This is a genomic window from Mycoavidus sp. HKI (assembly GCF_020023735.2).
Taxonomy (GTDB): Bacteria; Pseudomonadota; Gammaproteobacteria; order Burkholderiales; family Burkholderiaceae; genus Mycoavidus.
Map to the genome: position 1 here is coordinate 1583213 of NZ_CP076444.2, position 25313 is coordinate 1608525.

A 25313-nucleotide genomic window follows, 5' to 3' on the forward strand; every position below is an offset into this window, starting at 1 on the left:
TTCTCATCCTTATCTTCACTCCATCGCTTCTGTTTAATCTAGAGGAGTCCAGTATGCCTTCTTCTCTCCCAAGCGCCAAGTCTGGGGTTCATGGAGTTCTTACGAGATACGCAGGCGCATCAAGGATGCTTCAGGCAAAGTAGCGGGTCACAGCGTTTATCACAGTGCGGTGGGTCATATCTGTCATGTTATAGAAAAGCGGCAGCCGCACTAAACGCTCACTCTCTTTGGTCGTGTATCTGTCATCACCGTGGAAGACACCAAACTTCTGCCCCGCAGGAGAGCTATGCAGTGGAACGTAGTGAAAAACAGCCAGAATACCAGCGTCGCGCATCGCGCTAATAAAAGCATTACGATCTTTGATGTCACGCAGTTTGAGATAAAACATATGTGCGTTGTGGTCGCAGTCTGGCGCAATCACAGGCAGTTCAATGCGCCCTTGCTGCGCCAAAGACTGAAATGCCTGAAAATAGCCGTGCCACAGTTCAAGACGGCGCGCGTTGATCTGCTCGACTGCCTCTAGCTGCGCCCACAGATAGGCTGCCTGTAAATCAGACATCAGATAGCTAGAACCGATGTCTCGCCACGTATATTTATCCGTCTGACCACGCAGGAATTGGTTGCGATTTGTCCCTTTTTGACGAATAATTTCCGCCCGTTCGACCTGTTCAGCCTGGTTGATCAAGATAGCGCCACCTTCCCCACCCGCGGTAAAGTTCTTGGTTTCGTGAAAACTGTAACAACCAATGTGGCCGATACTCCCCAGCGCACGACCTTTATAAGTGGCAGCTACCCCTTGTGCGGCGTCTTCTACTACCCACAGCTGATGTTTGTCAGCAAGCGCCATAATGGCATCCATCTCACAAGCAACGCCTGCATAGTGAATTGGAACGATAGCTCGAGTTCTGCTGGTGAGTGCCGCTTCAATCCGGGTCTCGTCTATATTCATGGTGTCAGGGCGCACATCAACAAAGACAATTTTGGCGCCACGCAGCACAAAAGCATTCGCGGTGGAGACAAACGTAAAACTGGGCATCACCACTTCGTCGCCTGGCTGAATATCGAGCAAGATAGCCGCCATTTCCAGCGCTGCCGTACAAGAGGGGGTCAGTAGCACTTTGTGGCTGTTAGTATACTGTTCAAACCACTGTTGGCAGCGTTGCGTAAAGTTACCATCACCATTTAGCACATTGCTGGCTAACGCAGATTGGATATGGCCTAATTCAGTGCCGACCAGAGCCGGGGTATTAAATGGAATCATCATCTCACTTATATAGCCAATAGGAAATTCCGGCCAGCTGAGCGCCACTAGCAATATAAAGGCTCATCGCACTCAGATTGCTGGTTTGAGTTGCCACGCTCAACTGCTTGACATTGAGCGCCGCACACCAGTGCCGCGCAGCCTTGATTAATACTTTACCTAAGCCGCGGCCAGTCAAATCGGGGCGGATAGCTAACAAGCCAATACGGGCTGCATCGTGCGTCAACTTGCGCACAGTGACAAAACCATGAATGCCGCTTGTGTCTTCAATCACCAGGCATGCATGATCGAAGAGACCGCGCACCGCCTTTTCTGCCCAGACTTGGTAGAAGCGATCACGCTCCTCCTCCGTGTACCAAGGCGCACGAAAGCGGCTAGCAGAAAATAGCCCTTTGGCGACAGCACGTATAGCCAAGATATCCGGTTCAGAGGCAATACGATAATTTTGCTTATCGGCTAACGCGTTAATCGGTAAGCTGAAATCAGCCTCACCTTCGATAAATTGGAAACCAAGCTTAACCAGCTGATCCAATAAGTCGAGTCGATTAGCTAGAATCTTGCTTTGTACAATATCGAAGTTTGTAAACACTATTTGCGCTGGCGGCACGCCTTGACTATCAAAAACAAACCTAGCACACTTGCGAGCGAAAAATTCACTTTCCCATACGAGCGGCTCAAGTTGGGCGCGCAACGGGTGCTCTTGATTGCATTGTGCAGGTGCGCGTTGTGGTTCAATGATGCGATCTAATTGCACTGCAACGCTCCCCTGATTAGAATTTTTTTACCCGTTCTCTACGAACGCGACATAGCTAGCGTTCGTTCCAAAGCCCCCCGACTCCGAGACGCTTTATTCTAGCGCAAAATTATCTGAGAAAGGCAAGCAAGGGGCTGCAACAGCGTCACTGATTGAATTTTGAATAAGCTGCCTTAAGCGGAACCCAAAACTTAGACTGCAGATACTTATCATGCCCTTAAATGCGCTTACGCGCTCGTCCTTAGCTAGGCATCTGCGCCGTGCTCTCTGAGCAGGCGCGCATTCATTTCACTTAATCCTACTGCGCCTTCTATATGGGCTCCTGTTGCTGTCAGCGCTGCTTGGTGCGAGGTCCACTCTAATAACACTTCACACTTATTTTCTAATAGCACAAGAAATATTTGCACTAACAAAATCCATCCAACTGATTGCGCTATCGGCAATACCGGATGATGTATTGATGACGCATAAGCTTTGTGCGGTAATGAAATTAGCGAAAAAATACATCTACACTTGGGATTTTCCGCAACTCGCGCCTAAGGTATTTGAACTCTTTGAGCGCTATCCATTAGCGCTTGAAAAAATAAGATTGTTACTATATTATCTAGCAAAATAAGTTCGAGGAATGGATAAACAGGAGTTTGTCCAATTTGGGATTAACCATGCACCACATTATCAGGAGGACATTATGTCGATTGCACAATCTTGGATTGAGGAAGGACATCAAAAAGGCTTGCAAGAAGCTACGCTTGAAATAGCTAGAAATATGTTGGCTGAAGGTGTGGCGCTTGATTTTATCAAGCAAGTGACCAAGCTTTCTGACGATAAAATTTTAGCGCTTATGTAATATCTCATCGTTAGATATGGGGATGGCGTCTTTTGAGCGCATGAGTTGGATATGAGAGTCGACAAAAAATACATGTATCCAGCTTGTCACCGGTAGGTCTCTTTCCTTAACATACTCAATCTTCATCTCCTGTCTATCAAAATCTTCCTCAGGGCTCTGCTTTTACTTAACCCGAGCTAGGGTTGTGATAAGCAGATTTAGGATCCAGGCCTAATTGCCGAGTAATCAGAAAATACTGTAATGAAAAAGAAGGTCAAAAGAAAGTTTGAATTACTCACATTATCCCAGTTGCTTGCAGCACAGACCGGTAGCTTACGGGCACCGGAAGACGTGGTAGCGAAAATAAATGCTGATGATCGCTTAGAGCTTCGCGCCGACATGTTCGTGAACGACGAGCAGTGGGCAGAGGCAATCCATACGTATGAGGGTATGCGGCATACAACATGGCGAACCCAAGAAAAGTTGGCCTATTGTCTGTTCCAACTCGACAAGTTTTCACGAGCGCTGTCCATGTTACTAAGTGGACCTCAAAAGCAATCACCCATAGCACATTGCCTCCGCATTTGTTGCTTGCTGGACGGCAAATCGTGGGTGCCGGATGAGGTTAAGCCACAAGTCAAACAGTCATTGACCATTGCCTTATCTAATATTGCTCAAGCTCCGCTCATGGCCTTTCGGCTTTTGGATATTTTATATGACTCAGGAGACGAGGATGTGGAGCAGCGTGCGCTCTGGCTTACGCAAGCGATTTCGGTTTATCCAAACTCTCAGTGGGTACTTTCAGCGTATGCTCGCCTTGCTCTCGTATATTCCTTTGAACCACTTGGAAATGTCAGTAATCATCTGATCAAGGCTATCGATGCCAATTCGGACTCATCTTTCATTTGGCTTGCCTGTACGGTGGCTCTTCGTGCTCGGGCTGATACTGTAACTGTAGATAGACTGCTAACCATCTTGCGTAATAGAGCGAGCCCGCAAAACAATCGTTGGTTATCGTTGACGATAGCGGAGGAACAGTTTAAAGCAGGAAACTTAAATGCTGCGGATCAACTTTATTCTGAGGTTGAGGAGCAGGGCCCCGAACTCATTTGTGGTGCAGGTCCTGAGCGATACGATTGGGGGATCGTTGCACTCGCTAGTAGAGGCAAAGTGGCTGTAGCTCTTTCAATGAACGACGACAGCTTGATCCAACAACGGCTCGTTGATTTTGAAAAAAATATCAAGCGGATACCCGAAGAGTGGCGCTTTTCCGGATGTAGTCTTGTGGTTGAGACGTCGCAACCATTCTGGATAGGAGGCGAAATAATCACCTATGAGCCGTATTTTGATTTGCTATCTCATCGTGACAAAGTGCTGAATTTGGCTGCTACAGTTGAAATGCGGGGCTTCTTGCGCTTAATCTGGGCTAATTTTGAACGCAATCAGAAGGGAGAGTTTACTTCTACCGGTGCTGAACAGGTTGATCTTGCCGCACAGGAACTAGCGCACCCTATCCTCGCGGAAGCCTTATATGAAGTGGCTCGGCAGCGCGGAGAATGGGTTGCAGCGGGGGCGGCATTGACCCGTTTCGAGGTTTTCCGAGAATCCGAAAAAGAATGGATCGGCGATTCGATTCATTTAGGTGCAATCGATGGCGCAAAGCTTAAGCATGTGCGCGATTTTACAAAAGGCTTTCGCAACGCTGTCAAACAATTATCGAACCAAGTGGACTTGGAGGCTGCTGTTTGCTTCTATGAAAAGGTAATCCGGCAGCCACTGCTTGAGCACGAGCTACATAAAGAGATGTTGTCCTTGCTAAGTGATTTGAAGGGGCGAGGAGAGTTCGACATCGGTTTTGATTACGGACTTGCGAACCATTTTCTAGGGAATTTCGATGTCGCGAAAGAATCGTATTGGTCACTCGCTCCCAATATGCCGGACGCAGCTGCTAATAATTTGCTTCTAATCGCGTTAGCTCAACGTTCTGATGCTGATATATTCCTACTGGAACAACTGGTTGCAGAACAGTCGACCCTAGCGGATGACCAGCGACTCCAGACACTTGAGACCCTAGCCGAAAACATCACGGCAACTCGTAGAAAATTGGCTGCCGACCCGGTGGTTGTCAAGAAATCGATAATTTTAGAAAAGCTGTCAATATACCCACGCTCAGTGCAAGTGTCAGCGCTCTCCGAATTGGGGTTTGAAGAAGCGCTGACTCTTATTAGCCTCTTTCGTGTGTGCGGAGATTTAGAGCAAGACCTTTCTCTGGAACCTTTTGAAGCATCGGAGACTCCTCTTGCACCTAGCTCATACTACTACGAAGGTATTTTCGGGCTGATGGGAAATGGGTTGATTTCGATTTCTCCCGATACCTCAGATGATGCCTTCTTAGTGAGTAACAATGAGGTAGTTTATTTATTTGACCGCATTCGGTGGGCTATACGTCCCGAAACGCTTGATTTCGTCAAGCAGATAGAAGGCGTTGCAGCATCCGGCCAATGGCCAGACCGCTGGTTCAGGGAGGCGCCATCTGTTATCTTTGGGTTCGCCATATCTGAGTGCCTCACGTATATGGCGCATTGTGCCGATGAACGCAGAATGAAAGCTCCCCAAGGTGAGAAGACTCGACTTACTATAGCAAACGTCTTACGCGATCACTCTGTGGCGCAAGCGCATAGTCTTATTTGGATGAGCACTAGAAATGCCGCTGACTACTTTGTAAGGGGAGGAGTCTCAAAGCTGCAGGCCGCTAATTCTATTGTGACGCGCCTGCAAACAATGGTTGATCGCGCAAGAGCAGAAGGCTGGGATGTAAAAAACTACGGAAGGCATAAAGCCAGCCCACGCTCGCAGATGAGTTACACGCTCTATGATACGTTGCTGAAAGTGGGCGAGCGTGGGTTTCGCGAGTGTCTAACCGAAATTAGGTTGCCAGATGGTAGTCCCGTTTATCAGCAGCAACTATAACCTGTGTGATTTACAGACATAGTCAGCACAGTTATTAGAATTGAACTGATATGGAAATATAGATCTCAAATTCGCTTGCAAAAAATTGAAATGATGTCTGTAAATCGCACAAATCAAGGAATTTTGGCCTAAACAAGTAGGCCCTCAGGTCGTCCCACGAAGTAGTCGTGGCTAAATTGTCTATTTTCTCGGATAAACTAACGCAAAACACGCTACTTTCCCCTTCGTTGACGCCTTGAGATCATTATTAACATGGATAATGAAAATCAGCCTAAAAGCCCGGGCCGCCGTAACATAATCAAGCTGTTGGCTGTAGGTGCTGCCGTCTACGCGCCTTTCGTTTGGACTCGCTCTAGAACAACTCCGAAGGAACAAATCGTTGTTCGAGACCCGGGGGGACTTATCTCTGAGCTATATAGAGAGGTGTTCTATGACCCTTTCGAGCACAAGACCGGCATTAAAGTTATCGGCGCTTTATCTAAACCAGAACCCATCGCACAAATTCGGATGATGGTCGAACAAAGTAATTACTCGTGGGATATTGCAAACCTGAACCATAGATCCGTCTTGCTTCTGACAACTGGCAACAACATTTACCTGGAAGAGCATAGACTTAAGCACGATCCGATCATCTCGGGAATTGCGCCCCAATTTTTATCGCCTTATGGCGTTGGGACAAATGTATACACCACTGTGCTGACGTATCGAACAGATGTTTTTAAGAATTGTCGCTCCCCGCAATCATGGCAGGATTTTGGGGACGTAAATAACTTTCCTGGTCGCCGCAGCCTACGCAATCTCCCCTTTGAAACCATCGAAATAGCGCTGATGGCCGCTGGTGTATCACTAGATAAAATTTATCCTTGTGACCTTAACAAGGCGTTAGAAAGTCTCAGTAAGATTGAACCTTATATTCCTGTTTGGTGGACAACGGGAGCACAGAGCGAACACTTCTTAAACTCGGGTGAAGCGGATTTGATGTCAGCCTTTATTTCTAAGGTTCAGAAAGCAATCAAAGACGGTAAACCATTAGCGTTTTCATGGGACCAGCATATCTATGCCTATGAGAATTGGACGATTCTTAAGGGAACCCCTAAGGCTAATGCGTGCCGCGAGTTTATTAAATTCGCTTCAGATCCGAAGCGACAGGCAAAGCTTGCGCCGTATGCGATTGGCCCAACACATACTGACGCTTTCAAATACATTGATAAAAAGCAGACCAAGCTTCTACCAACTTATCCGGATAACCTCAAGAAAGGCTTATTTATCGATGCTTCATACTGGCTTGAGCATCAAAATATAGTCTTCGATCGTTTCAATGAATGGAAGCTAGGGTCAGTAAATGCATAAATACTTTGATTTTTAGCTCCCATCGATGTGGGGCATCCCCAAACTACTAGCGTAGCTCAGCGCTTGGCGCTAGCTCACTCGTCTATTCATTTAGAGCAATTGGCCATTAAAATGATTTATAGAATAGCGACACAAAGTTACCATTCCGGTAACTAGACGATAACGTAAGCCGGAAAACAACAATGGGTTTCAGACGTGAATCTGTAACCCATTGATTTTATTGGTCGGGGCGAGAGGATTCGACCCACTATATAGGGGAATACGGGGAATTCTAGGGATTCAATGCCTTGATTTTGCAAGGCTTTACGCCCGTATAGTTCCCTCGATTCCCCTCATTTGTCCCAAGCTATGACGCTTGATCGTGCTCACTGATAACCAGCGGTTTCTGGTCGCACTGTGTGCACGTAGCCTGAAGCGCGCGGAGTTTGTCTATCTCTTGTTGGTCATCGGCAGCTAGAAAGCAAAATAGGTTGCATCGCCATTTAAATAGGAAATTTAGGAAAAATTCGTTGAAAGATAGGGGGAGAAAAATCAATGAATTTGAGCCTAGACAAGTAGGCCCTCAGTCTCTACGAAATCATCCCAAGCAAGAGAATAGCTGCAGTAATAGTGAGTGCTCCCCCTAGGCGAGCCGCTATTTGTGCAAACGGCATCAATTCTAGGAGGTAGGCTGCAGACAATATCGCCACGTCACCAATACCACCCATACCGCTGTAGCAGGCATTAGGCGGCCATGCGCTACGATGTGCGCAGGACTAGAACCAAACCTATACACCATAATGGTTTCCGGGCAGAGGCTGGCATAAAGTTGTCATTTCTAATTTTTAGATGAGGGGTAGCGGAATATAGGTTTAAATGACTTGATTTTGCCGTTTCCGTCACCTAACCTGAATTTATAACTATCTTAGAAGAAGAATAATCGCCTTATCCTATAGTTATATTTTCTCTTTTTTGAGATATAAATCATTGGAGGTATATTAGTTCATAGCTATTGGTTAATTCATTCAAATTGGGATTTGTTTTAGTTATTTTTCAGTTCAAGGAGATAGCAATGGGTGCCGTAGAAAGTGTTCTTCGTGAAGTAGAGAAAGTAACAATAAGACCTTTGGGGGAAGTGGCGCGGGAAGTAGAGAAAGTGACGATAAGGCCCTTAGGGGAAGTCGCACGCGGTGTAGAGAAGGTGACGATAAGGCCATTAGGAGAAGTCGCGCGTGGCGTAGAGAAGGTGACGATTAGACCTTTAGGCGAGATTGCGCGTGAATTAGAGAAAGTGACAATAAGGCCATTAGGAGAAGTTGCGCGTGGCATAGAAAAAGCAACGATAAGGCCATTGGGGGAGATTGCCCGTGATTTGGAAAGAGCGTTAGTAAGACCTTTAGGAGGTATTGCAAGTAGAACCGTTTTGATCATGGAGCGATTGATACATATAGTCGAGCGTAAATCATCTATGGGAGCCAACATAGACGATAGGCAGGCTTATCAAGAAACTCTGAATGAAGTGGCTGCAGACGTAGTGCAATTGCAAGGAGATATAAATGAAGCCATAACAGAAACCCCACCAGCCGAAACAGATCATATAAGGTTTTTAGGTGAAGCAGATAGATTGGTGGGTATGCTAGGGGACAATGTAGGGCAACTCCAAAATAATGAAGAGATCTTGCAACATAATGAAGAAGTCCTTCAAATAAATGCGGAGCTTATTGAGGACCGTGAAGCGGTTCGCCGAGATAACCAAGAACTTGTAGCCGAAAATCAGAATCTTAGGGAGCAGTTAGAATTTTTAGAGGCTAGAATTTTGGAGGCTATGACAGAGGAAAATAATAGCACTCAATCAGATGATCATTATGGTGATAATAATGAAGATTATGATTATCACGTTCCTCAGGCAAATTTTGCCTAATTCATCTTTTCCATTATTACTTTGGTAATAATGGAAAGTTTAAACTCCTATTAAAACGATAATGCGGCCTATTTTCATTTCAATACTATTATTTAGTATCTCCCTTATAAGCTGTGGCGGCGATAATCAGGATGGCGATCATATCAGTTTTTCCCAGAAGCCGATTACGCTAGGAGATAATAAGAAAAAAATAAAATCCTTGGCAGAAATTACAGATGACCTAGAAAAAGTGACCGTTGATTCTTATGTGGCAGATGGCAACGAAGATCCTTTAGGAAATATAGCATGCGACTTAAAAAAATCTCTTCCTAAGCCTTTAGGAGAATTTTATGGTAAGTTTATCTTGCTGAATAAACGTTTAATAACGGTATTTAAATGTGGATTGTATAGGGAAGATTGGGAAAGCGTTCTCAATCAAATCTTAAAAGATACGCTACAATTAAAATCAGAGATTAATGAAACGGCATCGACAACACCAGGAACTGAAAATAATATATTAGAATTTCTGGAAGGATTAAGTAAAGTAGTTGAAAAAACCCAAGTTAATACGGAATCGCTTGATAAAAAGTTTAAAGAAATTATTGCATATAATGCAGCACGTCAACATAATCTGAGTCTTGTATCTGAACAAGAATACCTAAAGGAAGAAATTAAATTTAAATCGGATTTACTGATAGCTACAAAACTCATGTATGAGCTTGTAAAAAAATTTAGTTAATTATAATAGGTTGTGTACGGGTGTGGCACTCATTTCCACCCCTGCCTGTCCCTTGCCATTCTCACAAATAGCAACTTGCTTAGGGCACACTTACTATCACTAACATCCATTCGGGATAAGCGATTCTGAGTAGATTAACAGCAAAGTGAGCATAGACAAGCAAGCCCTCAGTTTCTACGAAAGCAGTCCAAGCATGTCAGTAGGGTCGAAGACTGGCGCGCGCACTTAGGCTCCGGTGGCATTTCCACTGCTTTCGCAGTGGCCCTCAGCCCGGCTACCATGGTCACGTTTCCAGCCCTCGCCACGCCAAACCAGGGCTTGCGGTTTTCCCGCACCCGGCTTTCCTGTTTGCTTCACGTTAAGGTTTATGGGACTTATCATGCTGAGAGTCCTTTCGGTAACCTACTGTGGACCTTATAGCCGTTGAATAGCTTCAGTGTTTCATACAGCCAGTTCCTACTCCATCTCTGATGGGCAAACAGAAAAGCAGTACCAAGACCAACATAGCGCGCAACGTGCTACTGAACAGCCACGCACTAGAGTCCCTACAACATGCGGCACACCTACGCCACGATGATGCTCATGGCTAGCATGACTCCCGCTTTCTGCGCGCGGCAGTTAGGCCACAGCATAGAATTTTTCCTGAGTACCTATTCCAAATGGCTAGACGGTGCTCAGAACGATCTGGAAATGGCGCGGTTTGAATCTAACCTTATCGCAAATTTGCCCCAAATTTGTCCCAGGAAAAGCAGTCTAGGCTTATAAGTCACTGTTTTTTAAGAAAATTTCTGGTCGGGGCGAGAGGATTCGAACCTCCGACCCCTTGCACCCCATGCAAGTACGCTACCAAGCTGCGCTACGCCCCGAACAAGCGAGAAATTATAGCAGAGCAAAAATGCGCTTTGACACTTCTTGCATAAAACAAAGCTATTTAGGCCAATTATTTTTGCAAGATTTTAATTACGCGCTCAATATCGTCACGCAACCGGCTGACGTCAAGCGCGGGTACATCGGCCTGGGGAGGTGGTTCAGACGCACTCGTTACGCTGCTGGTATGGGCGAGTGCCTGATATGAATCTAAGCGGTTGCGCGCACCATTGATGGTGAAACCTTGTTCATATAGAAGCTCTCGAATGCGGCGGATCAAAAGAACTTCATGGTGCTGATAATAACGACGGTTGCCGCGCCGTTTGACTGGACTAAGCTGAGTGAATTCTTGCTCCCAATAACGCAAGACATGGGGCTTTACAGCACAAAGCTCACTCACTTCACCAATCGTAAAGTAGCGTTTTGCAGGAATTGGCAGCAAGGTAATTTTTTGTAGCATCACTGAGTTCACCTCAACTCACCCTCAAAGTCAAAGCGGCGCATAAGCTGATGCTTGCACTGCCGGCATATTGCCTTCGACCAGTTCTTTGAGTTTCTGGCTGGCATGGAAAGTCACGACCCTGCGCGCAGCAATCGGGATCGTTTCCCCGGTTCTGAGATTGCGCCCAGGCCGCTGCGACTTATCACGTAATTGGAAATTGCCAAAACCGGATAGTTTGACGCTTTCTCCTCTTTCAAGCGCGTCGCCAATCAGCTCGAAAAAAGCATCCACCATTTCTTTGGCTTCACGCTTATTTAAACCCACTTGATCGAATAGAAATTCAGCGAGCTCGGCTTTGGTCAGAGTTGGCACCTCGCTTGTAGACGAGTTCTGAGATAAATCCTGGGGTGGATTTGCTGACTCTAACGCTGCGTGCTGCTCCAATACCTGTGCGCTCAATACCGTTGGGTTCATATTCTCAAAGCTCTTAGCCGCGCAAACGCGCATCATATACTCGAACCAGGCGGTCAACCAAAGTTTTAATGGCTAGATCAATCGTTGCATCTTGCAAGGTTCCTGCAGTATCTTGCAAGGTTATCCGAAACGCAAGGCTTCTTTGCTGGGAAGACTGAACGCCAGGTTCTGCTTTAGGACGAAACTCATCAAACACTGTAATTTGCTGCACGTGTTTACAGGCTTCATCAGCGCGGGCTTTTTGCATTTCATCAAGCAATTCCTGCGCCTTAATTTTATCGCTAACGAGCACTGCAATATCACGCCGCACAGGCGGAAATTTTGAAATCTCAACCACTGTTGGCAAAGTACGCTCACGCAATGCGTTGATATCGACTTCAAACAGAACAGGCGCATGCGGTAAATCATATTTTTGCAACCAGCGTGGATGCAATTCACCAATCCAGCCAACCTGTTTGCCGGCTAACTCAATGCGCGCACTGCGCCCTGGATGCAATGCTGGATGCTCGGCTGGCGTAAAGCGCAGCGTTGCCGGGGCAAACAGAGCGACTAGGTCGCCTTTAAGATCAAAAAAATCAACCAAGCGCGAGGCGGCTCCCCATTGTTCTGGCCAAACAGGCCCATACGCCAACGCCCCCACACACTGCGGCTGCGTTAATCCAGCCACCGTTAAATCACCTGCTGGCACCGCTGGGTCCAGAGAGAATACCCGCCCTATTTCAAACAGACGAATATGCCCAGCCTTACGCTTTAGGTTATAACTCAGCACATTCACTAAGCTGCCAAGCAGCGTGCTACGCATTACCGATAGTTGAATGGCAATCGGGTTTAACACCCGCACCGGCGACGCATTGCCGGCAAAATCTTGCTCCCAGGCTTCGTCCACAAAACTAAAGTTGATGGTCTCCGCATAGCCCAGCGCTGCTAGTTGATGTCGAATTGGATGCACTGAGCGCTGCGTTTCACTCGCCTCGCGCATGATATTGAGGGCCACTGGCAAACGTACAGGAATATTCTCAAAACCATAAATACGGGCCACCTCCTCAACCAGATCTGCCTCAATCTCAAGGTCAAAACGATAGGATGGAGGCATCACGGTAAATTGATCACCTTTATGTTCAAAAGGCAAATCAAGGCGCGTAAAAATGTCTGCGACTTCATTTGGACTAATCGCCACCCCAATAATGCGGCTCGCCTGTGCCGCATGTAACGTGACTGGCTCACGTTTTGGTAAGGCAATCATTTGATCATCAATCGGCCCAGCTTCGCCCCCACAAATATCGACAATTAGGCGAGTCATATATTCGAGGTGAGCGACCGTAGTCGCATAATCGACACCACGCTCAAAACGGTGTGCCGCTTCAGTAGTGAAATTATAGCGACGCGCCCGCCCGCGGATACTATCTGGCCACCAAAACGCAGCTTCTAGGTAGAGACTGCAGGTGTCAAGCGAGACCGCAGCATGATCGCCCCCCATCACGCCAGCCAAGCTTTGCACTGCCTGCTGATCGGCAATCACCCCGACCGTCTCATCCAGCTCAACTGTATTGCCGTTCAGCAGTTTAAGTGATTCGCCGGGTTGCGCCCAACGCACGTCAATTGGGCCTTGAAGTTTGTCGAGATCGAAGATATGTGTTGGCTGGCCCAGCTCAAGCATCACATAATTAGAAATATCGATTAATGCTGAAATACTACGCTGACCGGAGCGTTCAAGACGCTCGATCATCCATTTAGGGGTTTGTGCACGGGCGTTCACATGGCGCATCACCCGCCCTGAAAAACGCCCGCAAAGATCCGCGGCAGACACTTTGACCGGCAGAACTTCCGTCAAACTGGCTTGAATCGGTGCAAAGGCAGGCCGGCTCAAAGGTGCGCCAGTAATCGCAGAGACTTCCCGAGCAATGCCCAAAATCGACAGACAATCTGCCCGGTTTGGCGTTAACTTAATGTCAAAAACCATCTCATCAAGATTCAACGCTTGCCGAATATCTTGCCCAACGGGTGTATCCGCTGGCAAAATCAGCAGACCGACGGCATCATCTGAAATTTTAAGTTCACGCGCTGAGCACAGCATGCCCTGGCTTTCGACGCCACGCAACTTGCTGTGCTTAATCCGAAAAGGCGCGCCATCAGCGCTAGCCGCCGGCAATTCTGCCCCCACTAACGCGCACGGCACCTTACAACCAACCGCAACATTGGGCGCACCACAGACAATCTTCAGTAATTCGCCCGTACCAACATCAACTTGGCACACATTCAGCCGATCCGCGTCAGGGTGTTTAGTGACTTCTCGTATCTGACCAACCACCACCTTTGAAGTCGGTGGCGCAACAGCACGCAGCGCCTCAATTTCAAGCCCTGCCATAGTAAGCGCATGGGCCAATAACTCAGCCGACAAAGGTGGGTCAACAAAGTCCCTTAACCAGGAATGCGGGAATTGCATGAAAAACTCAGCTTAAAAGTGGGAATAAATAGGTAGAAAGTTACGCAAACTGCTGCAAAAAGCGCAAATCGCCTTCAAAAAAGAGCCGCAAATCTTGTACGCCATAGCGTAACATCGTCAGTCGCTCCAAGCCACTGCCAAAGGCAAAGCCGGTGTAACGCTCTGGTGCTAACCCCATATTACGGATCACATTTGGATGGACTTGGCCCGCGCCAGAAATCTCCAGCCATTTGCCGGCATTTTTACCGTGCTCAAACATCATATCGATTTCAGCAGAAGGTTCGGTAAATGGAAAGTAAGAGGGGCGAAAACGCACACGTAAATCATCGCGCTCAAAAAAGCGCCGCAGAAATTCCGTATAGACCCCTTTCAGGTCAGCAAAGCTAATGTTCTCATCAATCCAAAGCCCTTCAACCTGATTAAACATCGGCGCGTGAGTTGCATCGCTATCGACACGATAGGTCCGCCCAGCCGCAATCACCCTGATTGGCGGGCGATTCATCTGCGCATAGCGCACTTGCATCGGGCTGGTGTGCGTGCGCAATAGCAAGAGTTCGCCATTGGCATCGCGCGCATCGATATAAAACGTATCATGCATTGAACGTGCCGGATGGTTAAGCGGGCTATTGAGTGCGGTGAAATTGTACCAATCCGTTTCAATTTCAGGGCCGTCGGCTAGATCAAAGCCAATTGAGCGAAAGATCTGTTCAACCCGCTCCCAAGTATTCATCACCGGATGCAGGCTGCCTTTACTGGCGCCTCTTGCCGGCAAAGTCACATCAATCGCTTCCGCCGCCAGGCGCTGCTGCATCAGCTCATCCGCTAATTGCTCGCGGCGCGTGCGCAGCATCTCTTCAACCTGCTGCTTGGCCAGATTAATCCGCGCCCCCTCAAGCTTGCGAGTATCCGCATCAAGCTTGCCAAGGGCTTTTAAAAGTTCAGTCAACTGCCCCGCTTTCCCTAGAAAACGGGCTTTCTCGTTTTCTAGGGAAACCGCATCTGCCGCTTGTGCGAAAGCATGGCGAGCATCGGCAACAATCTGCTCCAAATTCATCGGTTTTCCAAAATATAACTTTAATGCAAGCGCCACAATGAAAATGGGGTTCAGTGAGAACCCCATTCTTAACGCGATAGAGAGTGCCCCAACACGATGGTGCGAGGCCTCTCAAACTAGGGTAACAAACTAGTTTACAACCACTGTTCTAACCTGCTCAACAATCGCTGCAAACGCGGCTTTGTCCATCACCGCCATATCGGCTAAAACTTTACGATCCAACTCGATCGCTGCTTTTTTAAGGCCATTGACGAACACGCTATAGGTCATATCATGTTCGCGCACAGCTGCATTGATCCGGGTAATCCACAAAGCACGAAAAACGCGCTTTTTATTGCGACGGTCACGATAGGCATACTGCCCAGCTTTCATGACAGCCTGTTTGGCTACTCGATAGACATTTTTACGACGGCCACGATATCCTTTAGCGGCATCGATGACTTTCTTATGACGGGCCCGCGCGGTGACCCCACGTTTAACTCTAGGCATGGTTTTCTCCTATTTATGTGAGTGTGAGATCAAGCGTATGGAAGCATTGCACGTACAGAGCTAACATCAGCTGCATGTACTTCGGTCGTGCCACGCAGATGACGTTTACTTTTCGTCGACTGTTTGGTGAGAATATGGCGCTTAAAGGCTTGGCCCCGTTTAACGGTGCCTCCTGGGCGCACCACAAAGCGCTTGGCAGCGCTTTTCTTGGTTTTCATTTTAGGCATTAAAACTCCTGTTTTTTGAACGTGAAACATAGGTGTACGGCTCATGTGCGCCGTCCTTATATGACCTCTGTTCACTTATACCGGCAATCAACTCGCCGAACCTTTCGGCCCCTACGCAAACCCTCTGCGTAGTGGCCAAAATTTTGTACTACCCAAACTTTGTACTAGATAGCCGTTAAGCTAGGCCAGTTACTTTTTCTTCTTAGGCGACAACACCATCACAATCTGGCGCCCTTCCATCTTCGGCATTTGCTCGACCTGGCCATGTTCTTCAAGGTCTCCACGCAAACGCTCAAGCATCCGCATACCAATTTCTTGGTGAGCCATTTCACGGCCCCGAAAACGCAAAGTGATTTTGGTTTTATCGCCTTCTTCAAGAAAACGCACCAAATTACGCAACTTAACGTTGTAATCACCCTCATCCGTTCCCGGACGGAATTTGACTTCTTTAAGCTGGATAACCTTTTGTTTCAGCTTTGCCTCGTGCGCTTTTTTGGCTTCTTGGTACTTAAATTTCCCATAATCCATTAAGCGGCAAACCGGCGGCGCCGCTTGCGGCGCAATTTCGACTAGATCGATCTCGGCTTGTTCTGCTAAACGCAAAGCTTCGGCCAGCTTCACAATGCCAATGGCCTCGCCATCCACACCCATCAAACGCACTTCAGGCGCTGTAATTCCGCTATTTAGGCGGTGTGAAGATTTATCTGTAGCGATGTTATTTCCTTTTTCAATTAAAAAAACCAACTATGCTTAGCGCGCTCACCTCAACCAAGCGCTTTGCATAGCCATCCTATTTTATAAAGCGGGCTTTTTAAACCATATTATTTAAAGCACGACACCTCATTACGTAAACTTTCAAGAAAGTCGCCAATGGGTATCACACCTTGGTCTACGCCACCACGGGCGCGTACTGCAACCGTTTGAGCATCACGTTCCCGGTCACCTACAACCAACAAATAAGGGATCTTCCGTAACGTATGTTCGCGTATTTTATAGCTAATTTTTTCATTGCGCAAATCGGCCTCAACTCTAAAGCCTTGTTTTTGCAATGTTTCAGCGACCTCGCCCGCATACGCTGCTTGACTTTGGGCGATATTTAGCACCATCACCTGAACCGGCGCCAACCATGCTGGCAATGCGCCAGCGTAATGTTCAATTAAAATCCCAATAAAGCGCTCCAGCGAGCCCAATACAGCCCGATGCAGCATGACTGGCCGGCGGCGGCTATTATCTTCTGCCACATATTCAGCATCCAGTCTTTCCGGCAACACAAAATCCAGTTGCAATGTGCCGCATTGCCATGAGCGGCCTAACGCATCTTTAATATGATATTCAATCTTCGGCCCGTAGAAAGCGCCTTCGCCCGGCAACTCTTGCCAGTTTAGGCCGCACGCAGATAAAGCCTGGCGCAAGCCTTCTTCTGCACGCTGCCAAACTTCATCAGACCCGGCGCGCTGCTCAGGACGCAGCGATAATTTGACCTCAATGTCCGTAAAACCAAAATTTTTATAAATATCCATCGCCAATGTATGAAAGGCGATTGATTCAGCAACCACTTGCTCTTCGGTACAAAAAATATGCGCATCGTCTTGCACAAACCCCCGCACGCGCATTAACCCATGCAACGCACCTGAAGGTTCATTGCGATGACATGAGCCAAATTCCGCCAAGCGTAATGGCAAATCTCGGTACGAGTGGAGTGTGTGATTGAAGACTTGGACATGCCCCGGGCAACTCATCGGTTTGATTGCATAATCACGTTTTTCCGATTCAGTCGTGAACATGCCGTCGCGATAGTTCTGCCAATGGCCTGAGCGCTCCCACAGCGCCCGATCAATCACCTGCGGCGTGCGGATCTCACGATAGCCTGCGCTGGTAAGTCGGGCCCGCATATATTGTTCAACCTGCTGCCAGATTGACCAGCCCTGCGGGTGCCAAAACACCATACCCGGCGCATTGTCTTGCAAATGAAAAAGGTCAAGCTGCTTACCGAGTTTACGATGATCACGCTTCTCGGCTTCTTCTAGCCGATATAAATAAGCGTCTAATTCCTCTTGACTCGCCCAAGCAGTGCCGTAAATGCGTTGTAATTGCTGATTACGCGCATCGCCCCGCCAATATGCCCCCGCCACCTTCAGTAATTTGAAAGCCTTCAATTTACCCGTATTAGGAACATGCGGGCCACGGCATAAGTCGGTAAAACCGCCATGCGAATACAGGGAAATGGAGTCGCCCGGCGGAATGGATTCGATAATTTCAGCTTTGTAATGCTCACCGATATCATTGAAATAGCAGATCGCTTGCTCGCGCGGCATGACCTGGCGCGACACGGCTTCATTGCGCTTAACCAATTCGCGCATGCGTTTTTCAATTGCCTCAAGGTCCTCTAATGTAAATGGGCGGCTATAAGCAAAATCATAATAAAAGCCATTTTCGATCACCGGTCCAATTGTCACCTGAGCTTCTGGAAATAAATCTTTGACCGCATAAGCGAGCAGATGCGCGGTTGAATGGCGGATGATCTCTAGGCCATCTTCATTCTGGCTAGTAATAATGGCTAACGAGGCATCACGCTCGATGATTGCTGAAGTATCGACTAGCTGCCCATCAAGGCGCGCGCCAAGCGCAGCTTTAGCAAGCCCGGGACTAATTGCAGTCGCAACTTCAGCCACCGAGACTGGGCGCTCGAACTCCCGCACTGAGCCGTCAAGTAAATGTACCGAAATCATCAAACGCTCCTAGCCGCGATTCAGAAGCTAGCTGCCTCTGGCGTAACCATACAAAAAAGAAGGACAAAAAAATGCGGCCTCAACAACGTCTGGTTAAGGCCGCATTAATATCAATTAAATGAAAACATTCGTTGGTAGGCTCGATTGGACTCGAACCAACGACCCCCACCATGTCAAGGTGGTGCTCTAACCAGCTGAGCTACGAGCCTAAAGAAGCAAGCATTTTAAAGGCTTTTTGTATAAAAGCCAAGGCCTTGCCTTGCTATTCGAATAATTCAGCGTGCGTGCCGGCTCGTACAAAGCTTACTTGCTGCTGTTTTTTTCCAGATCATCGAACAATTCGGTAGCAGTTGCAAAGCGCGCATGGTGCGTACGCACAACCTCGTCAGCCTCAGCCATCGCGGCACGCGTTTCTGCGTTCGGCACCTTGAGTGCGAAAGGAAGTTGCTTTTCTGCGACGATGCGCATCAGAAATACACGTATAGCATCGGATATAGATAATCCCATCGCGGCCAGCGTTTCCACGGCCTGCGCCTTCATTTGTTCATCTACGCGGACATGAACCATTGTAGTAGTAGCCATTACAGCCTCCCTTGATCAGTTGAGATACATTGTATCTCAACTATTTAATTACGCAAGGCTCACAGTCAGTTGTGTGAAGAGCCATGATCCGCCCAACCTATAACAAACCAAGCAATGAGTGCTGAAACTACAAATCGAAAAAATTGGATCCTTATGACACCGATACTTAACGACCCATCTTCACTCCCCACCCCACGCTAAGACAGCGCCTCTTTGGAGCAGAAAGGAGATATCGTTTTTAAAACGTGTATTATTTTTTGCCGGCTGGACGAGACTGAGTAGTTACATTCGGCTTGGCGGGAACAGGCGGCTCTACGGCCGTGCCAATCATCAGTCCCTCTTGTTGGAACTTAGCCACTGACCGCTGGCCTAAGCCCTTCACGCGTGCGGCTAAATCAGCCGCATCCTTATACGCACCATGTTGATCACGCTCTTTAACAATGGTCTCCGCTTTGACAGAATTAATCCCTTTTATACTTTGCAGAGTTGCGGCATTAGCAGAGTTGACATCAACTCCCGCATACGCGGGATGAATCACGATAGTAGAGGTCAGCGCCAGTACAGATACAATAAATAGCAGATTTTTGAGCATTTTAGCTCTCCTTTAAGGGGTGTTAACACGACACATTTGCTCATTTGCATCGCTTCAGGAGAACCAGTGTATGGCATCTACACGGCTAATTATAGCTGGCCAATTAGCCAATTTACATAACGTGCTACACCTTGCTCGACATTCAAAAATGGCGCGTTGTAGCCCGCTTTGCGCAACTGTGTTAAATCAGCTTGGGTCAGGCATTGGTATTTGCCGCGCAGCGCATCTGGAAAAGGAATATATTCAATCAGGCCCTGCGCCACCAGTGCTGCAAGCGGTAAGGCGGCTTCACCGCCCAGCGTGCGCAAGGTATTGACTACGCTCACCGCAATATCATTAAAGGGTTGTGCCTGGCCGCTGCCCAAATTAAAAATACCCGACTGCTGAGGATGATCAAAAAAATGCAAATTGACCTTGACCACATCTTCAACCGAGACAAAATCACGCTGCTGTTGGCCGGCTGCATAGCCATTATATTCGCCAAATAATTTCACCCGGCCCTGCGTACGAAACTCATTAAAATTGTGCAACGCGACCGAAGCCATACGCCCTTTATGGGCTTCGTTTGGCCCATAAACATTAAAATAGCGAAAACCAACAATCTGCGTTTGCGCCGTGGGCAATTTGCGGCGGACGAATTGATCGAATAAGAATTTCGAATAGCCATAAACGTTCAGTGGGCGCTCGCAAGCACGCGTTTCAGCAAAGGTGCTAGACCCGCCATAGATCGCGGCGGATGAGGCGTATAAGAAAGGAATCTGCTGTGCGCCACATATTTCTAGCAAGGAGCGGCTATACGCAAAGTTGTTCTCCATCATATAGCGGCCATCAGCCGCCATCGTATCCGAGCAGGCGCCTTGATGAAAGACCGCGCGTATTTTGCCAAAGGCGCCACGCGCAAAGCGTTCGATAAATTCAGCTTTATCGAGATAATCGGAGATTTCGCACTCGACTAAATTCTTGAATTTTTCAGCGCGCGTCAGATTGTCAACCGCAATGATGTTATGTTCGCCACGTGCGTTTAACGCTTTTACCAGGTTACTACCAATAAAACCGGCTGCACCAGTCACAATCAGAGTCATCAATATATTCCGTAGATTAGTTTAAGCTCATCGTAGTGACGGTATCTGTTCATCTACGTGGCATCAAACTTGATTTGCTTTTTTATGAAAAAAGTTCATCGTATTTTACAGCCGCGGTACCGAGCTTGCCAACGACAATGCCGGCCGCTCGATTCGCATGGATGACCGCATCAACCAGCGGCACACCCGCGGCTAGCAGCGCCGCCAAGGTAGCGATCACGGTATCTCCCGCGCCGGCTACATCATAGACTTCACGGGCTACCGTATTAATATGAAGTGCGCTGTCAGCATAATAAAGCGTCATGCCTTCTTCTGAGCGCGTGAGCAATAAAGCGTCAATATCCAGCGCTAGGCGCAACTGCTTAACGCGTTGTTTAAGATCCTCTTCCGACTGCCAACTGCCCGTCACTGCGCACAATTCGGTGCGATTTGGTGTGATCAAACTGGCCCCGCGATAAGGCGTCCAATCGTCGCCTTTTGGATCCACCAATACCGGCTTGCCAGCAGCACGCGCGGCGGCAATCATCTCTGCCACGTGGGCCGTTAAGTACCCTTTGCCATAATCAGACAGTAATACTACATCTTGCGTAGCAAGCAATGATTTAAAGCCCGTCAACCCAGCTGGTGGCGCTTCATGGGTTAATTTCTTTTCAAAATCAACGCGTAATAATTGCTGCTGGCGCGACACAACGCGTAGTTTCACTGTAGTCAGTCGTGCGTCATCCTGCTCAAGGTAAGCACCGACACCACTTTCAGCAAGTAACTTAAGCAGCTGGCGGCCCGCTTCATCATCACCAATCATACCAATCAGGTTGGCTTGTGCGCCAAGCGCCGCAATATTGCGCGCAACGTTGGCCGCCCCACCCAAGCGTTCCTCACAATGCTGTACATGAACTACCGGCACCGGCGCCTCAGGCGAGATGCGGGTTGTATCGCCAAACCAATAACGATCGAGCATCACATCCCCCACCACTAACACGCGTGCTGGGACTAAGTGTTCTCGTAACACCGGCGCGCGGTGGTCAATTTGCACAGGCAATGCCTTATCTACAGCCACCATATAGATCTCCTTGAGCGGCACAGGTAGCAGGTAAGTTAAGTGACTCATCAGTACGCCCGATTGCATGATATTCAATCTCTAGCGCACCCATCGCAGCAGGCTCATATAAATTACGGCCATCAAAAATCAACGGCGTTTTCAGTTGCGCGCATAACAGCTGGAAATCAGGGCTCTTGAATGCATCCCATTCTGTCACCACCACCAGCGCATCCGCGCCCTCGACAGCCTGCATGGGTTCAGCCGCAAATGACAAACGTGCAGATGCGGTCGGCTCAGCTTGCAAATCAAGCGCAAAAACGCGCTTGGCTTCGTCCATGGCAACCGGATCGTAAGCCACCACCGTAGCGCCACGCGCCAATAAGGCAGCAATCAAGACTCGACTTGGGGCTTCGCGCATATCATCGGTGTCAGGCTTGAACGCAAGCCCCCAAACGGCAAACCGAAAAGCGGATAAATCTGCGCCCAAGCGGGCGACAATTTTCTGCGCTAGCACCTGCTTTTGCGCATCATTGACTGCTTCAACCGCAGACAGGATATGTAAAGGCTGATCATGTTCGCTAGCGGTACGAATCAAAGCTTGTACATCTTTTGGAAAGCAAGAGCCGCCATAGCCGCAGCCCGGATACAGAAAATGATTGCCAATCCGCGGGTCGGCACCGATACCGCGGCGCACCGCATCAATATCAACACCAATGCACTCAGCCAAATTAGCCAGTTCGTTCATAAAAGAAATACGAGTGGCCAACATTGCATTGGCCGCATATTTGGTCATTTCGGCCGAGCGTACGTCCATTTGCAGCAAGCATTCATGATCGCGGTTAAAGGGCGCATATAGGCTTTTCATCATGTCAGCTGCGCGCATGCCATTTTGATCATTCTCGCAACCGAGTACAATCCGGTCCGGCCGCATAAAATCATCAAGCGCGGCCCCTTCTTTCAAGAATTCAGGATTTGACACGACTGAAAACGGATGCTCTACCGCGCGCTCTGCTAGCTCAGCGGCAATAGCGTGCTGGACACGCTGCGCCGTGCCAACTGGCACCGTCGATTTGTTCACAATGACCTTAAAGCCATTCATGTGCTGGCCAATATTGCGAGCTGCGGCTAGCACATATTGCAGATCAGCCGAACCGTCTTCGTCTGGCGGCGTACCCACTGCAATAAATAAGATGTCTCCGTGCTCCGCCCCTGCCGCCAGATCAGTCGAAAATTGAATCCGCCCAGCCGCCCGATTGCGCGCAATCATTTCTCGCAACCCTGGCTCGTAAATAGGAACGCCACCATTATTCAGCAGGTCAATCTTATGCGCCGCGACATCAATGCAAAATACGTGATTACCCGTCTCCGCCAAACAAGCTCCGGTGACAAGGCCAACATAGCCCGTGCCGATAATAGTAATTTTCATGCGTTTTTATTTAATTTGATAAAATTCAATAGAGTGAATACAGTCGGCTGCAGGTTTAAATCCTAACCTAGCTATGTGCCATAGGTTCTGTACGGCATGACGCGTAGGTTTCCCAACCGCGGCAGCCTGGGCATTGCCAATAAAAAAACCGGGCGCGAAAACCACAATCCCGGCAGATATAACGCGGCAAATTTTTTGTGCGCTGAATTAATAGCCTGCGCATTAACTCAAGCTCGCTACGACGCTCCATTTCCGCGTTGGCAAGTTGCGCCTCAAGCAATCTAATCATGCCCGTTAGGTTTGGCGCTTTTTGCATTTGCGCGCGCGCCAGTGCATGGGCGGCCTCAACCCCTTGATGCGCAGCAATATACGGGTAAGCAAGATCCAATAAATCATGCGATGCATGACGCTCAAGATAGTCAATCAATAAGCGACTGCCTTGTTCCGCCAGGCCCAGTTTCTCATGAGCGCTCATCAGCTTTTCAGCGACCAGGGGTAAATACGTCGCGTTCTCTTTCTCAATCTGCATCCAGGCGTCAATCGCCGCGGTTAGGTTGCCCAACGCGAGTTCAACTTGACCCTGTAAAATCATGGCGCGCGCATTGGCCGGATGAGCCACCAGCGAGCGCTCAAGTTCACTACGCGCCTGCTCGAGCTGTTTACGCTGCAACGCCTCTTCAGCCAGCTCACAATAAAACTGTGCGATCTGTTGGCGGCAAGACTGTACGCCCAGCACTTCGAGTCGCTCGGCAATCGCAATCGCCCGCTGCCAATCTTTTTGAATACTATAAATCGTTAATAAGCTACGCTGCGCTTCGCTGGCATATATTCCTGCTGCCAACTGCTCGAATGCAGTTTCGGCGCGATCGAAAAGGCCCGCCTTCAAAAAATCTTGGCCCAATTCATACAGCGCATGATCTCTTTCCACTACTGGCAAATCAGTGCGATTGAGTAAGTTTTGATGGACGCGGATGGCGCGCTCGGTTTCACCCCGGCGGCGAAATAAATTACCTAGCGCGAAATGGAGTTCGGTAGTTTCTGGATCGAGTTTGGCAACCTCAATAAAAGCATCAATTGCTTTATCATGTTGCTCACTCAGCAGAAAATTAAGGCCACGAAAATAAGAGCGCGGCAGGTTTGTGCCTTCTGCCAGCAAATGTTTGAGATCAAAACGCGCTGCCATCCAGCCCAAACCGAAAATCAACGGAATAACCAGTAGCCACCAGAAATCAAGATCCATGCGTCAACTCTTACTTACTTTTGTTATTAGATCAGCGGCGGCGGCAATTCATCGCGTGCCATCGATAGCTCGCGCGCACGCTTGAGTTCGCGCTTAAGACGCCCAATTTGAAACTGCCGCTGAAAATTTGTAGGAAGAGTAAAAAGTAACCCTGCCAATATACCCACGACAAAAAAAGCAAAGCCGATAATAATCAACGGCGCCTGCCAGCTGTAACCCGCGAAGACATTCAGTGTTACGCTTTGCGTATTAGCCAGGGCTAATAATAACAACACTGCAAAAACAAGAAGGCGAACCAGCCAGACTAGAAAGCGCATGCGAATCAGCTCATGAATGCTTCGGTTATGAAAACAGACAGGCTTTAATCGCCCATCAGCGCGGGTAGCAGAAACGTATTATAAACGAAGCGGCTACCGTCTGGAGGACAGCAAAGCTCAATATTGCCAGTCACTGTAGCTATCATGAAGATATGTTCACGCGCTATGAGGATAATTATTGATTTTACTAATTGAAATTAAAAATTGATTATTCGATAGGAAAATCGAATCGGAGGGGAGTGCTGCCAGCCCGGCGATCAACTTGCTCACGCAACGCTTTACCTGGTTTAAAGTGCGGCACATATTTCTCTTGCACGAGCACTTGTTCGCCTGACTTTGGGTTACGGCCAACTCTTGGGCGACGACAATTCACAGAAAAACTACCAAAACCACGAATCTCGATACGATGGCCTTGAGCGAGCGCTCCAGACATCGCATCGAGCACCGCGCTTACCGCAAGACTTGTGTCTTTAAGCACAAGCAGCGGAAAGCGCGTAGCCAACTGAGCGACCAATTCAGATCTGGTCATGC

At 48.3% G+C, this 25313-nt stretch carries 25 protein-coding genes, 2 tRNA genes and 2 pseudogenes; 7 read left to right on the top strand and 22 right to left on the bottom strand.

Annotated elements, in window-relative coordinates; all coding sequences use genetic code 11:
• Window positions 1–130: 130 nt before the first annotated feature.
• The 3 genes from rffA to KMZ15_RS06225 form a co-directional block, all read right to left on the bottom strand.
• Window positions 131–1261 carry a dTDP-4-amino-4,6-dideoxygalactose transaminase gene (rffA, locus tag KMZ15_RS06215; RefSeq protein WP_223694753.1) on the bottom strand — a complete coding sequence of 377 codons (1131 nt, stop codon included), beginning with the start codon at window positions 1259–1261 and terminating at the stop codon, window positions 131–133.
• Between the two features lie 4 nt (window positions 1262–1265).
• Window positions 1266–2015 (bottom strand): dTDP-4-amino-4,6-dideoxy-D-galactose acyltransferase, encoded by a 750-nt coding sequence (gene rffC, locus KMZ15_RS06220; RefSeq protein ID WP_223691696.1) that lies wholly within the window; start codon window positions 2013–2015, stop codon window positions 1266–1268.
• A gap of 245 nt (window positions 2016–2260) precedes the next feature.
• A complete protein-coding gene (locus KMZ15_RS06225; RefSeq protein ID WP_223691698.1) occupies window positions 2261–2422 on the bottom strand; it encodes a hypothetical protein in 162 nt (53 codons plus the stop codon).
• Window positions 2423–2475: 53 nt separating this feature from the next.
• Between KMZ15_RS06225 and KMZ15_RS06230 the strand changes: the two genes are divergently transcribed.
• From KMZ15_RS06230 to KMZ15_RS06245, 4 genes are all read left to right on the top strand, one after another.
• A complete protein-coding gene (locus tag KMZ15_RS06230; RefSeq protein WP_223691700.1) occupies window positions 2476–2631 on the top strand; it encodes a hypothetical protein in 156 nt (51 codons plus the stop codon).
• Window positions 2632–2703: 72 nt separating this feature from the next.
• Entirely contained in the window at window positions 2704–2862 is a 159-nt protein-coding gene (locus KMZ15_RS06235) for a hypothetical protein (protein WP_223691703.1), read from the top strand.
• Between the two features lie 240 nt (window positions 2863–3102).
• Window positions 3103–5811, top strand: coding sequence for a hypothetical protein (locus tag KMZ15_RS06240; RefSeq protein WP_223691705.1), 2709 nt, complete (start codon window positions 3103–3105; stop codon window positions 5809–5811).
• 252 nt (window positions 5812–6063) lie between these two features.
• Window positions 6064–7161, top strand: coding sequence for an ABC transporter substrate-binding protein (locus KMZ15_RS06245; RefSeq protein WP_223691708.1), 1098 nt, complete (start codon window positions 6064–6066; stop codon window positions 7159–7161).
• 569 nt (window positions 7162–7730) lie between these two features.
• On the opposite strand, the pseudogene KMZ15_RS06250 reads toward KMZ15_RS06245, so the two are convergent.
• Window positions 7731–7886, bottom strand: a pseudogene (locus KMZ15_RS06250) (2-hydroxycarboxylate transporter family protein); the annotation flags it as partial.
• 326 nt (window positions 7887–8212) lie between these two features.
• Here KMZ15_RS06250 and KMZ15_RS06255 point away from each other — a divergent pair.
• The 3 genes and pseudogenes from KMZ15_RS06255 to KMZ15_RS06265 all read left to right on the top strand — a co-directional run.
• A complete protein-coding gene (locus KMZ15_RS06255) occupies window positions 8213–9061 on the top strand; it encodes a hypothetical protein (RefSeq protein ID WP_223691710.1) in 849 nt (282 codons plus the stop codon).
• Window positions 9062–9260: 199 nt separating this feature from the next.
• The gene (locus KMZ15_RS06260) at window positions 9261–9779 is read left to right on the top strand and encodes a hypothetical protein (RefSeq protein WP_223691712.1); all 519 of its coding nucleotides are present in this window, start codon (window positions 9261–9263) and stop codon (window positions 9777–9779) included.
• Between the two features lie 543 nt (window positions 9780–10322).
• Window positions 10323–10544, top strand: a pseudogene (locus KMZ15_RS06265) (integrase); the annotation flags it as partial.
• A 24-nt stretch (window positions 10545–10568) separates the two neighbouring features.
• Here KMZ15_RS06265 and KMZ15_RS06270 read toward each other — a convergent pair.
• The 18 genes from KMZ15_RS06270 to KMZ15_RS06355 all read right to left on the bottom strand — a co-directional run bounded on the left by KMZ15_RS06270 (window position 10569) and on the right by KMZ15_RS06355 (window position 25311).
• Window positions 10569–10645 (bottom strand) — tRNA-Pro (locus KMZ15_RS06270).
• Between the two features lie 74 nt (window positions 10646–10719).
• Window positions 10720–11106, bottom strand: coding sequence for a MerR family transcriptional regulator (locus KMZ15_RS06275; RefSeq protein WP_223691721.1), 387 nt, complete (start codon window positions 11104–11106; stop codon window positions 10720–10722).
• A gap of 30 nt (window positions 11107–11136) precedes the next feature.
• Complete coding sequence (locus tag KMZ15_RS06280; RefSeq protein ID WP_308710638.1) at window positions 11137–11532, bottom strand: integration host factor subunit alpha; 396 nt, start codon at window positions 11530–11532, stop codon at window positions 11137–11139.
• A 43-nt stretch (window positions 11533–11575) separates the two neighbouring features.
• The gene (gene pheT, locus KMZ15_RS06285; protein WP_223691724.1) at window positions 11576–14005 is read right to left on the bottom strand and encodes a phenylalanine--tRNA ligase subunit beta; all 2430 of its coding nucleotides are present in this window, start codon (window positions 14003–14005) and stop codon (window positions 11576–11578) included.
• A gap of 40 nt (window positions 14006–14045) precedes the next feature.
• Window positions 14046–15059 carry a phenylalanine--tRNA ligase subunit alpha gene (pheS, locus tag KMZ15_RS06290; protein ID WP_223691736.1) on the bottom strand — a complete coding sequence of 338 codons (1014 nt, stop codon included), beginning with the start codon at window positions 15057–15059 and terminating at the stop codon, window positions 14046–14048.
• Between the two features lie 129 nt (window positions 15060–15188).
• Window positions 15189–15548: a 50S ribosomal protein L20 gene (gene rplT, locus KMZ15_RS06295; RefSeq protein WP_223691738.1), complete on the bottom strand. Its 360-nt coding sequence runs from the start codon at window positions 15546–15548 to the stop codon at window positions 15189–15191.
• Window positions 15549–15577: 29 nt separating this feature from the next.
• Window positions 15578–15775, bottom strand: coding sequence for a 50S ribosomal protein L35 (rpmI, locus tag KMZ15_RS06300; RefSeq protein ID WP_223691740.1), 198 nt, complete (start codon window positions 15773–15775; stop codon window positions 15578–15580).
• A gap of 189 nt (window positions 15776–15964) precedes the next feature.
• Window positions 15965–16519: a translation initiation factor IF-3 gene (infC, locus tag KMZ15_RS06305; RefSeq protein WP_258134741.1), complete on the bottom strand. Its 555-nt coding sequence runs from the start codon at window positions 16517–16519 to the stop codon at window positions 15965–15967.
• 77 nt (window positions 16520–16596) lie between these two features.
• Window positions 16597–18504: a threonine--tRNA ligase gene (thrS, locus tag KMZ15_RS06310; RefSeq protein ID WP_223691748.1), complete on the bottom strand. Its 1908-nt coding sequence runs from the start codon at window positions 18502–18504 to the stop codon at window positions 16597–16599.
• Window positions 18505–18636: 132 nt separating this feature from the next.
• A tRNA-Val gene (locus tag KMZ15_RS06315) sits at window positions 18637–18713 on the bottom strand.
• Window positions 18714–18807: 94 nt separating this feature from the next.
• Entirely contained in the window at window positions 18808–19086 is a 279-nt protein-coding gene (locus tag KMZ15_RS06320; RefSeq protein WP_223691750.1) for a type II toxin-antitoxin system RelB/DinJ family antitoxin, read from the bottom strand.
• A gap of 250 nt (window positions 19087–19336) precedes the next feature.
• Window positions 19337–19678, bottom strand: coding sequence for a helix-hairpin-helix domain-containing protein (locus tag KMZ15_RS06325; protein ID WP_223691752.1), 342 nt, complete (start codon window positions 19676–19678; stop codon window positions 19337–19339).
• An 89-nt stretch (window positions 19679–19767) separates the two neighbouring features.
• Window positions 19768–20760, bottom strand: coding sequence for an ADP-glyceromanno-heptose 6-epimerase (gene rfaD / locus KMZ15_RS06330; RefSeq protein ID WP_223691755.1), 993 nt, complete (start codon window positions 20758–20760; stop codon window positions 19768–19770).
• Between the two features lie 82 nt (window positions 20761–20842).
• Window positions 20843–21820 (bottom strand): D-glycero-beta-D-manno-heptose-7-phosphate kinase, encoded by a 978-nt coding sequence (rfaE1, locus tag KMZ15_RS06335; protein ID WP_223691764.1) that lies wholly within the window; start codon window positions 21818–21820, stop codon window positions 20843–20845.
• Window positions 21804–23225 (bottom strand): UDP-glucose/GDP-mannose dehydrogenase family protein, encoded by a 1422-nt coding sequence (locus KMZ15_RS06340; protein ID WP_223691766.1) that lies wholly within the window; start codon window positions 23223–23225, stop codon window positions 21804–21806. Before KMZ15_RS06340 ends, rfaE1 begins: the two co-directional genes overlap by 17 nt.
• Before the next feature lie 67 nt (window positions 23226–23292).
• On the bottom strand, window positions 23293–24465 hold the full coding sequence (lapB, locus tag KMZ15_RS06345) for a lipopolysaccharide assembly protein LapB (protein WP_223691768.1): 1173 nt from the start codon (window positions 24463–24465) through the stop codon (window positions 23293–23295).
• A 26-nt stretch (window positions 24466–24491) separates the two neighbouring features.
• Complete coding sequence (locus tag KMZ15_RS06350; RefSeq protein ID WP_223691770.1) at window positions 24492–24782, bottom strand: lipopolysaccharide assembly LapA domain-containing protein; 291 nt, start codon at window positions 24780–24782, stop codon at window positions 24492–24494.
• 208 nt (window positions 24783–24990) lie between these two features.
• Window positions 24991–25311 carry an integration host factor subunit beta gene (locus KMZ15_RS06355; RefSeq protein WP_223691772.1) on the bottom strand — a complete coding sequence of 107 codons (321 nt, stop codon included), beginning with the start codon at window positions 25309–25311 and terminating at the stop codon, window positions 24991–24993.
• Between the last annotated feature and the right edge of the window lie 2 nt (window positions 25312–25313).

Excerpts from the sequence above, each read along its gene's own strand:
- rffA (WP_223694753.1), bottom strand. The coding sequence starts at position 1,261 with ATGATTCCATTTAATACCCCGGCTCTGGTCGGCACTGAATTAGGCCAT.
- KMZ15_RS06230 (WP_223691700.1), top strand. The coding sequence starts at position 2,476 with ATGACGCATAAGCTTTGTGCGGTAATGAAATTAGCGAAAAAATACATC.
- KMZ15_RS06235 (WP_223691703.1), top strand. The coding sequence starts at position 2,704 with ATGTCGATTGCACAATCTTGGATTGAGGAAGGACATCAAAAAGGCTTG.
- KMZ15_RS06240 (WP_223691705.1), top strand. The coding sequence starts at position 3,103 with ATGAAAAAGAAGGTCAAAAGAAAGTTTGAATTACTCACATTATCCCAG.
- KMZ15_RS06245 (WP_223691708.1), top strand. The coding sequence starts at position 6,064 with ATGGATAATGAAAATCAGCCTAAAAGCCCGGGCCGCCGTAACATAATC.
- KMZ15_RS06255 (WP_223691710.1), top strand. The coding sequence starts at position 8,213 with ATGGGTGCCGTAGAAAGTGTTCTTCGTGAAGTAGAGAAAGTAACAATA.
- KMZ15_RS06275 (WP_223691721.1), bottom strand. The coding sequence starts at position 11,106 with ATGCTACAAAAAATTACCTTGCTGCCAATTCCTGCAAAACGCTACTTT.
- pheT (WP_223691724.1), bottom strand. The coding sequence starts at position 14,005 with ATGCAATTCCCGCATTCCTGGTTAAGGGACTTTGTTGACCCACCTTTG.
- pheS (WP_223691736.1), bottom strand. The coding sequence starts at position 15,059 with ATGAATTTGGAGCAGATTGTTGCCGATGCTCGCCATGCTTTCGCACAA.
- rplT (WP_223691738.1), bottom strand. The coding sequence starts at position 15,548 with ATGCCTAGAGTTAAACGTGGGGTCACCGCGCGGGCCCGTCATAAGAAA.
- rpmI (WP_223691740.1), bottom strand. The coding sequence starts at position 15,775 with ATGCCTAAAATGAAAACCAAGAAAAGCGCTGCCAAGCGCTTTGTGGTG.
- thrS (WP_223691748.1), bottom strand. The coding sequence starts at position 18,504 with ATGATTTCGGTACATTTACTTGACGGCTCAGTGCGGGAGTTCGAGCGC.
- KMZ15_RS06320 (WP_223691750.1), bottom strand. The coding sequence starts at position 19,086 with ATGGCTACTACTACAATGGTTCATGTCCGCGTAGATGAACAAATGAAG.
- KMZ15_RS06325 (WP_223691752.1), bottom strand. The coding sequence starts at position 19,678 with ATGCTCAAAAATCTGCTATTTATTGTATCTGTACTGGCGCTGACCTCT.
- rfaD (WP_223691755.1), bottom strand. The coding sequence starts at position 20,760 with ATGACTCTGATTGTGACTGGTGCAGCCGGTTTTATTGGTAGTAACCTG.
- rfaE1 (WP_223691764.1), bottom strand. The coding sequence starts at position 21,820 with ATGGTGGCTGTAGATAAGGCATTGCCTGTGCAAATTGACCACCGCGCG.
- KMZ15_RS06340 (WP_223691766.1), bottom strand. The coding sequence starts at position 23,225 with ATGAAAATTACTATTATCGGCACGGGCTATGTTGGCCTTGTCACCGGA.
- lapB (WP_223691768.1), bottom strand. The coding sequence starts at position 24,465 with ATGGATCTTGATTTCTGGTGGCTACTGGTTATTCCGTTGATTTTCGGT.
- KMZ15_RS06350 (WP_223691770.1), bottom strand. The coding sequence starts at position 24,782 with ATGCGCTTTCTAGTCTGGCTGGTTCGCCTTCTTGTTTTTGCAGTGTTG.
- KMZ15_RS06355 (WP_223691772.1), bottom strand. The coding sequence starts at position 25,311 with ATGACCAGATCTGAATTGGTCGCTCAGTTGGCTACGCGCTTTCCGCTG.